At 59.5% G+C, this 10,341-nt stretch carries 6 protein-coding genes, 2 tRNA genes and 2 pseudogenes; 5 read left to right on the plus strand and 5 right to left on the minus strand.

The window, feature by feature from the left end:
- Window positions 1-140: 140 nt before the first annotated feature.
- On the minus strand, window positions 141-3,611 hold the full coding sequence (locus tag AC07VR_RS26200; RefSeq protein WP_494993726.1) for a hybrid sensor histidine kinase/response regulator: 3,471 nt from the start codon (window positions 3,609-3,611) through the stop codon (window positions 141-143).
- Between the two features lie 230 nt (window positions 3,612-3,841).
- Window positions 3,842-3,961: pseudogene (locus AC07VR_RS26205) on the minus strand (TetR family transcriptional regulator); the annotation flags it as partial.
- A gap of 120 nt (window positions 3,962-4,081) precedes the next feature.
- Here AC07VR_RS26205 and AC07VR_RS26210 point away from each other — a divergent pair.
- From AC07VR_RS26210 to AC07VR_RS26220, 3 genes and pseudogenes are all read left to right on the plus strand, one after another.
- Window positions 4,082-4,186: pseudogene (locus AC07VR_RS26210) on the plus strand (cupin); the annotation flags it as partial.
- 104 nt (window positions 4,187-4,290) lie between these two features.
- Window positions 4,291-5,442 (plus strand): TDT family transporter, encoded by a 1,152-nt coding sequence (locus AC07VR_RS26215; RefSeq protein WP_495012990.1) that lies wholly within the window; start codon window positions 4,291-4,293, stop codon window positions 5,440-5,442.
- Between the two features lie 89 nt (window positions 5,443-5,531).
- On the plus strand, window positions 5,532-7,406 hold the full coding sequence (locus AC07VR_RS26220; protein ID WP_495012991.1) for an MFS transporter: 1,875 nt from the start codon (window positions 5,532-5,534) through the stop codon (window positions 7,404-7,406).
- Window positions 7,407-7,527: 121 nt separating this feature from the next.
- Here the strand turns inward: AC07VR_RS26220 and sugE are convergent, their stop codons facing one another.
- From sugE to rdgC, 3 genes are all read right to left on the minus strand, one after another.
- Window positions 7,528-7,842, minus strand: coding sequence for a quaternary ammonium compound efflux SMR transporter SugE (gene sugE / locus AC07VR_RS26225; protein WP_494993729.1), 315 nt, complete (start codon window positions 7,840-7,842; stop codon window positions 7,528-7,530).
- Window positions 7,843-7,960: 118 nt separating this feature from the next.
- Entirely contained in the window at window positions 7,961-8,926 is a 966-nt protein-coding gene (locus AC07VR_RS26230; protein WP_495012992.1) for a bile acid:sodium symporter family protein, read from the minus strand.
- Between the two features lie 172 nt (window positions 8,927-9,098).
- Window positions 9,099-10,019: a recombination-associated protein RdgC gene (gene rdgC, locus AC07VR_RS26235; protein ID WP_495012993.1), complete on the minus strand. Its 921-nt coding sequence runs from the start codon at window positions 10,017-10,019 to the stop codon at window positions 9,099-9,101.
- Between the two features lie 160 nt (window positions 10,020-10,179).
- On the opposite strand from rdgC, the gene AC07VR_RS26240 reads away from it, so the two are divergent.
- Both AC07VR_RS26240 and AC07VR_RS26245 read left to right on the plus strand, forming a co-directional pair.
- Window positions 10,180-10,255: transfer RNA gene (locus tag AC07VR_RS26240), tRNA-Val, on the plus strand.
- A gap of 27 nt (window positions 10,256-10,282) precedes the next feature.
- A tRNA-Asp gene (locus AC07VR_RS26245) sits at window positions 10,283-10,341 on the plus strand.

Raw genomic sequence — 10,341 nt, forward strand, 5'->3', positions numbered from 1 at the left:
AAATTCGGATGCCGGCGGCCCAGAGCCAAGGCGCTGTGACGAGTCATAGCCCGCTATGGCGAGGAACAGCAACGCAGGATATGGGCTGCTGGCGCCGAAGTTGACTAACAGAACTAGCCACACAGGCCACTAGGCTGCTCCTACAAAGGCAAATGCCGACTCAACAGCGCTCTCAGTGCCGCCGGTTTCACTGGTTTGGCCAGATAATCCAGTCCTGCGGCATGCACCTCGGCGACCATTTCAGGCCGTCCATCGGCGCTGATCACCACGCCGGGCACCGGCTCGCCGAGCTGGGTGCGCAGCCAGGCCATCAAGCCGGTACCGGTCTCGCCGTCATCCAGGTGGTAATCCACCAGCGCCAACTGCGGCCGAATGCCTTCGCTGAGCAGCGCCACGCATTCATCGCGATTGCGGGCTGTCCAGACCTGGCAACCCCAGCGCGTCAACAGGCTGTTCATGCCGATCAGGATGCTGTCTTCGTTGTCGATGCACAGTACTTGCGCGCCACTTGGCAAATGGCCGTTCAGCTCGGCGACTTTGGCCGGGACGCTGATTTGCGCACGAACCAGCGGTACGCTGACGCTGAACACGCTGCCCTTGCCCGGCCAGGAGCGTACTTGTAACTGATGCCCAAGTACCCGGCAGAGCCCGTCAGCAATTGCCAGGCCCAGGCCCAGACCTTTCTCGGCGCGTGTCTGGTGACTGTCGAGGCGCTTGAACTCCTCGAAGATTACCTGACGTTTGTCTTCCGGAATGCCCGGCCCGCGATCCCAGACTTCCAGGCAGAGTTGCCCGTCTTTGCGTCGTGCGCCCAGCAACACCGGACCTTTGGCGTAGCGAAAGGCGTTGGTCAGGAAGTTCTGCAAAATCCGCCGTAGCAATTTGATGTCGCTGTCGACCCGCAAGCGGCTGCCACGCAGGCGAAACTTCAGACCTTGCTCTTGTGCCAATGCCTTGAATTCGGCGCCGAGGGTATCGAACAGATCGTTGAGTACAAACGGCTTGCGATCCGGGTTGATCTTGCCGTTTTCCAGGCGTGAAATGTCCAGCAGATCACTGATCAGGTCTTCGGCCGAACGCAGCGAGCTGTCCAGATGCTGCACCAACTGCTGCGCCTCGGCGGACAGGCCGTCGTCCTGATGGGAGAGGGCGGCAGAGAACAGCCGCGCGGCGTTCAATGGTTGCATCAAATCGTGGCTGACCGCCGCGAGGAAGCGGGTTTTCGACTGGTTGGCAGACTCTGCCGTGCCCTTGGCTTGTGTGAGTGCGACGTTCAGTTGCGACAACTCATGGGTGCGCGCGGTGACCCGTTGCTCCAGACCCTCGTTGGCCTCGGTCAGCGCCTGTTCGGCTTCGCGGAACGCGGTGATGTCGGTGAAACTCATGACGAAACCGCCGCCAGGCATGGGATTGCCGATCAGCTCGATCACCCGGCCGTTGGGGAATAGACGTTCGGAGGTATGCGCCCGGCCCTGACGCATCCAGTGCAGGCGCCGGGCTACGTGTACTTCGGCTTCACCCGGGCCGCACAGCCCGCGTTCGGCGTTGTGGCGGATGATGTCGGCAATCGGTCGACCAACGCTGATCAGCCCGTCAGGGTAGTTGAACAGCTCCAGATAGCGCCGGTTCCAGGCCACCAGTTTGAGCGACTGGTCGACCACGCTGATGCCTTGGGTGATGTTTTCGATCGCGCCTTGCAGCAGAGCACGGTTGAACTGCAGCACTTCCGAGGCTTCGTCGGCGATGCGCACGACGTCCTCAAGCTGCATCTCCCGACCTTCGATGGCGGCCTTTACCACGGCGCGCGTCGAAGAGGCGCCGAGTACACCCGCCAGCAAGCGTTCGGTGTGAGCGATCCATTCGTCGTCGGCGTTCTGGTTCGGATTGAAGCCTTTTCCCTGGCGATAGGCAAAGCGGATAAAGCTTTGCTGTGCTCGTTCCTCGCCGACAAAGCGCGCGGCCAGACTGAGTAAATCGTTGATCTGCACCGCCAGCATCGAGCGAGCGCCAGGGCGGGCGCTGATTTCCTGACCGATAAAACGTCCGGCCTGCCAGTGCTCGGAAACCCGGGTGCGCGACAGTACCGAGACCCAGGCAAACAGTGTGAAGTTGCCCGCCAACGACAGCACCACGCCTTGGGTCAGCGGGCTGATCGGGAGGTTCAACGGATTGCCGTGCAGCCACGCCAGCCCCGGGAAACTGTTCAGCGACCAGCCAAGACTGTGGGCAGTAATCGGCAGTACCAGGGTGTAGAACCAAAGAAAGGTCCCGGTGGCCAGCCCGGCAAACACACCACGGCGGTTGGCTTGCTTCCAGTACAGTGCGCCAAGCATCGCTGGCGCCAGTTGGGTGACAGCGGCGAAGGCGATCTGGCCGATGGTTGCCAGACTCGCCGTCGAACCCAGCAGGCGATAGCTGACATAGGCCAGTAACAGAATCACCACGATGCTCACCCGGCGCACCGACAGCATCCAGTAGCGGAACACTTCGAACGGCCGCTCGGCGTTTTTTCGGCGCAGCAGCCACGGTAGCAGCATGTCGTTGGAGACCATGGTCGACAGCGCGACGCTGGCGACGATCACCATCCCGGTGGCCGCCGACGCTCCGCCGATAAATGCCAGCAACGCCAGCGCCGGATGGGCCTGGGCCAGCGGCAGGCTAATCACGAAAGAGTCGGGCAGCACTGAACCGGGCAACATCATTTGTCCGGCCAGCGCGATCGGCACCACAAACAACGCGGCCAGCGCCAGATAGGCCGGGAACACCCACCTGGCCAGGCGCAGGTCGTGGGGTTCGATGTTTTCCACCACAGTGACGTGGAACTGTCGCGGCAGGCAGATGATCGCCATCATCGCGACGCCAGTCTGTACCACCATGGACGGCCAGTTGATGGTTTCTTTCCAGTATTGCTCCAGGCGTGGCGCGAGCATGGCCTGATCGAACAGATCGTCGAAACCATCGTACAAGCCATAGGTGACGAAGGCGCCAACCGCCAGAAAGGCAAACAACTTGACCAGCGACTCGAAGGCAATCGCCAGCACCATGCCGCGGTGGTGTTCCGTGGCGTCCAGGTTGCGGGTACCGAAAACAATGGTAAACAAGGCCAGAACCAGCGAAACGATCAACGCCGTGTCCTGGGCGCGGGTACCCATGGCGTCGGCACCGGCACCGATCAACAGGTTCACACCAAGAACGATGCCTTTAAGCTGCAAGGCAATATAGGGCAGTACGCCAACCAGACAGATCAGCGCTACGACCACCGCCAATGACTGCGATTTTCCGTAACGTGCGGCGATGAAGTCGGCGATGGAGGTGATGTTCTCCTGTTTGCTGATTATCACCATTTTTTGCAGCACCCTGGGTGCCAGCAGCATCAGCAGGATCGGCCCCAGATAGATCGGCAGGAACGCCCAAAGTTGTTCCGCTGCCTGGCCTACGGCGCCAAAGAAGGTCCAGCTGGTGCAGTAGACCGCCAGCGACAGGCTGTACACCCAGGCACGCACCCGCGGCGGCAGGGGCGCACTGCGACGGTCACCGTAAAAGGCGATGGCGAACATGATGGCCATATAGGCCAGGGCGACGGCGGCGATCAGCCCGCTGGACAGCGACATGGGAACTCCAGGCAAAAAACACCCGGGCATTACAGCCCGGCAAGACAGTCTCGCATGATGTTTGGGGTTAGTCAGTGTCGACCAAGGTCTCGGCGCGGCCAGGTGTCGCAGGAGAGTCTCGGTTGAATTGTTATTGTCTGTACCGGCCTCATCGCGAGCAAGCTCGCTCCTACAGCAATCGCTGGGTCACGCCGGGATCATGTAGGAGCGAGCTTGCTCGCGATTGGGCCTTACTGACGCAACGCAATCTCGATCAGTTCATGAAGCTCTTGTAGCGCCAGCGGCGCGGCGGAAAACAGGATCCGGAACACCGTTGGCGCTACGACTATATTGATCAGCCGATCAGCCGATCAGCCGATCAGCGCCAGGCAGCGCACAATGGTTGACAGCAGTGGCTGATGGAGCGGCGCTCCAGCGCTCATCGATTCCCGCCTCGAATCAGCAAGCGCGGGATCGAGCCGTCTGCGCTGCTGGAGGTGGGGGACATCTTCTACGCTGATATTGGCACCGAACATGTCGCCCATCCGCTGGGAGCGGCCAGGGTTCTGGTGGTCGAAACCGAAGGCAGTGTTTAGTTATTATCGGTAAAACAGATAACAGTTAGAGATATTACCCGTTATATAGATATTCTATTCAGTTCTATCATGGGCTCCACCTCACCAGAGGACAGGAGTTCACCATGACATGCCCCAACAGCGTCAACAACGGTTTGCGGCCACTGAGCCATTTGCAGCATCCGCGCGAAGCCATCCGTCAATTCACCCCCAACTGGTTCGCCGCGACCATGGGCACCGGTGTGCTGGCTCTGGCCCTGGCCCAATTGCCGGTTCACGCTCCCGGCCTGCAGGCGTTTGCCGAAGGTTTGTGGCTGTTCAATATCTTCCTGTTTGTGTTGTTCAGTGGTGTTTATGCCGCGCGTTGGGTGTTGTTCTTCGATGAGGCGCGGCGGATTTTCGGGCATTCCACGGTGTCGATGTTTTTCGGCACCATCCCCATGGGGCTTGCGACCATCATCAACGGCTTTCTGCTGTTCGGTGTGCCGCGTTGGGGTGAAGGCGTGGTGCAGCTGGCCGAAGTGCTCTGGTGGCTGGATGTCGCCATGTCGCTGGCTTGCGGCGTACTCATCCCCTACATGATGTTCACCCGCCAGGAACACAGCATTGACCAGATGACTGCCGTCTGGCTTTTGCCGGTGGTTGCGGCTGAAGTCGCGGCGGCCAGCGGTGGCTTGCTGGCCCCTCATCTGCTTGATGCCCATTCGCAGCTTGTGGTGCTCGTCACCAGCTACGTGTTGTGGGCCTTTTCACTGCCGGTGGCCTTCAGCATCCTGACTATCCTGTTGCTGCGCATGGCGTTGCATAAATTACCCCCCGCAAACATGGCCGCTTCGAGCTGGCTGGCCCTTGGGCCAATCGGTACCGGAGCGCTGGGTATGTTGCTGTTGGGGGCCGATGCTCCAGCGATCTTTGCCGCAAACGGTTTGCCGGGCGTCGGCGAAATTGCAGCCGGGCTGGGGTTGGTGGCCGGTATTACGCTGTGGGGGTTCGGGCTGTGGTGGATGCTGATCGCGGTGCTGATCACCCTTCGTTACTTGCGCGCCGGAATCCCGTTCAATCTTGGCTGGTGGGGTTTTACCTTCCCGCTGGGTGTCTATTCACTGGCCACTTTGAAGCTGGCCAGCACCTTGAACCTGACGTTCTTCAGTGTGTTTGGCTGCGTTCTGGTGGCTGCATTGGCGATTATGTGGCTGATTGTGTCGAAACGAACCGTACAAGGCGCCTATCGAGGTGAGTTGTTTGTTTCGCCGTGCATTGCAGGATTAGCAAAATAACCGGCAAAGATTAGCTAAGGTTGTGGCCTGGATCGAAGTTCGGCATTCCAATCCAATAACCGCATCCAAGCCACTCAGGGACATGGAAGATGAGTCACCCGTCGCAGTTCACCTTGCTTCGCAAACGGCGTTTCCTGCCGTTTTTTGTTACGCAGTCCCTTGGGGCGTTCAACGACAACATCTTCAAGCAGTCGCTGATCCTCGCCATTCTGTACAAGTTGACTATCGAGGGTGACCGGTCGATCTGGGTCAATCTCTGCGCGCTGCTGTTCATCCTGCCGTTCTTTCTGTTCTCGGCCCTGGCCGGGCAATTCGGCGAGAAGTTCGCCAAGGACGCGTTGATCCGTCTGATCAAGCTCGGCGAAATTGCGATCATGGCGGTCGGCGCCGTTGGTTTCATGTTCGATCATCTGTCGCTGATGCTGGTGGCGCTGTTCGCCATGGGCACTCACTCGGCGCTGTTCGGTCCGGTGAAGTATTCGATCTTGCCGCAAGCGTTGCGCGAAGAGGAACTGGTGGGCGGTAACGGTCTGGTGGAAATGGGCACCTTTCTGGCGATTCTGGCCGGGACCATCGGCGCCGGGATCATGATGTCTTCCAGTCATTACGCGCCGATTGTTTCTACGGCGATCATCGGCGTTGCGGTGCTCGGTTATCTGGCCAGTCGTAGCATTCCCCGGGCTGCAGCGGCCACTCCACAAATGCGCCTGAACTGGAACATTTTCAGCCAGTCCTGGGCCACCTTGCGTATGGGGCTGGGACAAACGCCCGCGGTGTCCCGCTCGATTGTCGGTAATTCGTGGTTCTGGTTTGTCGGGGCAATTTACCTGACGCAGATTCCGGCCTACGCCAAAGAGTGGCTGTACGGCGACGAAACCGTGGTCACGCTGATTCTCACGGTGTTTTCGGTAGGCATCGCGACGGGCTCGATGCTCTGCGAAAAGCTCTCCGGGCGCAAAGTGGAGATTGGCCTGGTGCCGTTCGGCTCGTTCGGCCTGACGGTGTTTGGCCTGCTGCTGTGGTGGCACTCCGGCGGCTTTGCGCAGAACGTCCAGGCCAATGACTGGATCGCGGTGCTCAGCTACGGCCCGGCCTGGTGGGTGTTGATCGATATTCTTGGCCTGGGCATTTTCGGCGGTTTCTATATCGTGCCGCTGTACGCGCTGATTCAGTCGCGCACCGCTGAAAACGAGCGGGCGCGGGTGATTGCGGCGAACAACATCCTCAATGCCTTGTTCATGGTGGTTTCGGCGATTGTCTCGATCGTGCTGCTCAGCCTTGCCAAATTGTCGATCCCACAGTTGTTCCTGGTGGTGTCGCTGCTGAACATCGGTGTAAACGTCTACATCTTCAGCATCGTTCCCGAGTTCAGCATGCGCTTCATGATCTGGCTGCTCAGCCATTCCATGTACCGCGTGCGGCACCGCAACCTCGAGTTGATTCCCGATGAAGGCGCGGCGCTGCTGGTCTGCAATCACGTTTCGTTTGTTGACGCCTTGCTGATTGGTGGCGCGGTGCGTCGGCCGATTCGCTTCGTGATGTATTACAAAATCTACAACCTGCCGGTGTTGAACTTCATCTTCCGTACTGCCGGGACCATTCCAATTGCCGGGCGCCAGGAAGATATCCAGATTTACGAAAGAGCCTTCAAGCGCATCGCCCAATACCTGAAGGATGGCGAGTTGGTGTGCATCTTCCCGGAAGGCAAGCTGACTGCCGATGGCGAGATCAATGAATTCAAGAGTGGGCTGACACGGATACTGGAAGAGACACCGGTGCCGGTGATTCCATTGGCCTTGCAGGGGTTGTGGGGCAGCTTCTTCAGTCGCGATCCGAGCAAGGGTTTGTTCCACCGACTCTGGTCGCGTGTGACCCTGGTGGCCGGGCCGGCGGTAACAGTGGAAGTTGCAGAACCGGCGCACTTGCAGGCGTTGGTTGGGCAGTTGCGTGGAACCGTTAGATAGTCGGTGATTTCGCTGATGCCATCGCGGGCAAGCCTCGCTCCTACGGGGGGGCATCGATCACATGATTGTGGCCTGACGCAACTCTGTAGGAGCGAGGCTTGCCCGCGATGGCGGTAGCGGCCTAAGCGCTGGCTTTGAGCCCAACCAACCCGGCAATGATCAGCGCGACGCTGGCCAGGCGGAACAACGCCATGGATTCACCAAACAGGATGATCCCGGCGATGACCGTGCCCACTGCGCCGACGCCGGTCCAGATGGCGTAGGCAGTGCCCAGTGGCAGATCCTTCATCGCCAGGCCAAGCAGGCCGAGGCTGATCGCCATAGCGCCGATGGTCAGGACGGTGGGAAGGGGGCGGCTGAAGCCGTCGGTGTATTTCAGGCCAACGGCCCAGCCGACTTCAAACAGGCCAGCGAAAAACAGGATGATCCAGGACATGAAGACCTCCATCGATTGACGGGGTCGTCCCCAGATAAATAACTCGTTCGAGCCGCGAGGTCGTCCTCGCGATGCGCAGTATAGTGCCCATTATTAACTTGGGGATCAAGTTCCAGGGTCAGTCGGCTGCTTGCTGCGCGGCCAGTTCGCGGTCCTGTTTCTCACTCATCCGGCGCAAATACGTCGAGAGCAGCGCCCCGGAAATGTTGTGCCATACACTGAACAACGCGCTCGGTACCGCCGCCAGCGGCGAGAAGTGTGCGCTGGCCAACGCCGCGCCCAGGCCGGAGTTCTGCATGCCGACTTCCAGTGACAGGGACTTGCGTTGCGCCAATGGCAGTTTGAACAGGTGTCCGGTGAAGTAACCCAGCAGGAAGCCGAAGCTGTTATGCAGCATCACCACGGCCATGATCAACAGGCCGGACTCTGCAATCTTTGCCTGACTCGCCGCAACAACGGCGGCGACGATGATCACGATGCTGACTACCGAAACCAGCGGCAGCACGTCAACCGCATGGCGGACCCGAGCTCCCAGCAGACGCTGGGCGACCACACCGAGCATGATCGGCAGCAAAACGACTTGCAGGATCGACCAGAACAGTTCCATGAACGGTACCGGCAACCATGCCGAGGCCAGCAGCCACATCAGGGCCGGCGTCAGCAACGGAGCGAGCAGGGTGGTGACGGCGGCAATCGCCACCGACAGAGCCAGGTCCCCGCGGGCCAGCCAGGTCATCACGTTCGACGAGGTGCCGCTCGGGCAGCATCCGACCAGAATTACCCCGACGGAAATTTCTGGCGGCAGGTGAAACGCCTGGCAAAGTAACCACGCCACACCGGGCATGATCACGAAATGTGCGACCACGCCCAGCGCCACGCGCCACGGGTGGCGGGCAACTTCAGCGAAGTCTTCAAGCTTGAGGGTCAGGCCCATGCCGAACATCACCAGCCCCAGCAGCGGCACGATGGCGCCTTTCAAACCGATGAACCACGCCGGTTGCAGGAAGGCCACCACCGCGAAGATCAAAACCCAGTAAGCGAAGGTGTTGCCGACAAAGCGACTCAGTGCTGCCAATGCACGCATGACCTGTTCCTTGTTATTAAGTAGCACCACAAAACAACTGTAGGAGCGGGCCGGGCGGCGTTCCGATGCTCGCGAAGGCGTCATAACAGTCAACATCTATGCCAACTGACAGTGCGCTATCGCGAGCAAGCGAACGTCGCCCGGCTCTTTCCACAGTAGAGATCACAAGCCTTTAGATCCCTTGCGGAAGCTCTTCGCCGCCCAACGCCTCAACCAGCGTCGGGAGGAATTCGCCGAAGGTCAGCATCATCAGGGTGAAGCTGGCGTCCAGTTGGCCGAGGGCTTCATCGCCACCGTCCTGTTCTGCCTGATCCTGCAGCAGGTCTTCGAACTTCAGGCGCTTGACCACCATCTTGTCATCGAGCACGAAAGACAGTTTGTCCTGCCAGGCCAGCGACAGCTGAGTCACCACTTTTCCGGTGCTCAGGTGCAACTGGATTTCGTCGCTGGTCAGGTCCTGACGCTTGCAACGCACGATGCCGCCATCTTCGTGGGTATCGCGCAGTTCGCATTCATCGAGCACGAAGAAGTCGTCCGCAGCTTTTAGGGTTTTTACCCAATCGGTCATGGTCGCGCTTGGAGCGATCTTCACGGTCAGTGGGCGAACCGGCAGCGAGCCGATCACTTCACGCAGGGTCGACAGCAGGTCTTCGGCACGTTTCGGGCTGGAAGCGTTGACCAGGATCAGCCCCTGTTTCGGTGCGATGGCGGCGAAAGTGGCCGAACGACGGATAAAGGCGCGGGGCAGGAAGGCCTGGATGATTTCATCCTTGAGCTGATCGCGCTCCTTCTTGTAAACCTTGCGCATTTGCTCGGCTTCGATCTCTTCGACCTTTTCCTTGAGCGCGTCACGTACGACGCTGCCCGGCAGAATGCGTTCTTCCTTGCGTGCGGCGATCAGCAGGAAATCCTGGCTGACGTGCACCAGGGGGGCATCTTCGCCTTTGCCGAACGGCGCGACGAAACCGTAGGTGGTCAACTCCTGACTTGCACATGGACGCGCCAGTTTGGTGGCCAGTGCGGTTTCCAGCGCCTCAGCATCAAAAGGCAGATCTTGGGTCAGGCGATAGATAAGCAGGTTTTTGAACCACATGGGGTGAATCTCTCCTTTATACAAAGGCGGGCATTATTCTCCGCGCAGCGTCATAGGCCAACCCTTCGCTAAGCCTTTGGAAGGCCTGAAAAAATTATTTTAAAAAGTGCTTGCCAGAGGTGGGACTGCTCCGTAGAATGCGCGCCACACCGAACGTGAAGGGTGATTAGCTCAGCTGGGAGAGCGTCTGCCTTACAAGCAGAATGTCGGCGGTTCGATCCCGTCATCACCCACCATTCGCATTCAGTGTTACGCGCAGCGGTAGTTCAGTCGGTTAGAATACCGGCCTGTCACGCCGGGGGTCGCGGGTTCGAGTCCCGTC

Source organism: Pseudomonas sp. GW821-FHT02H09 (genome assembly GCF_059421425.1).

What these genes read in the sequence shown, in the direction of transcription:
- AC07VR_RS26200 (WP_494993726.1), bottom strand. Translation starts at nt 3,611, where the DNA reads ATGTCGCTGTCCAGCGGGCTGATCGCCGCCGTCGCCCTGGCCTATATG.
- AC07VR_RS26215 (WP_495012990.1), top strand. Translation starts at nt 4,291, where the DNA reads ATGACATGCCCCAACAGCGTCAACAACGGTTTGCGGCCACTGAGCCAT.
- AC07VR_RS26220 (WP_495012991.1), top strand. Translation starts at nt 5,532, where the DNA reads ATGAGTCACCCGTCGCAGTTCACCTTGCTTCGCAAACGGCGTTTCCTG.
- sugE (WP_494993729.1), bottom strand. Translation starts at nt 7,842, where the DNA reads ATGTCCTGGATCATCCTGTTTTTCGCTGGCCTGTTTGAAGTCGGCTGG.
- AC07VR_RS26230 (WP_495012992.1), bottom strand. Translation starts at nt 8,926, where the DNA reads ATGCGTGCATTGGCAGCACTGAGTCGCTTTGTCGGCAACACCTTCGCT.
- rdgC (WP_495012993.1), bottom strand. Translation starts at nt 10,019, where the DNA reads ATGTGGTTCAAAAACCTGCTTATCTATCGCCTGACCCAAGATCTGCCT.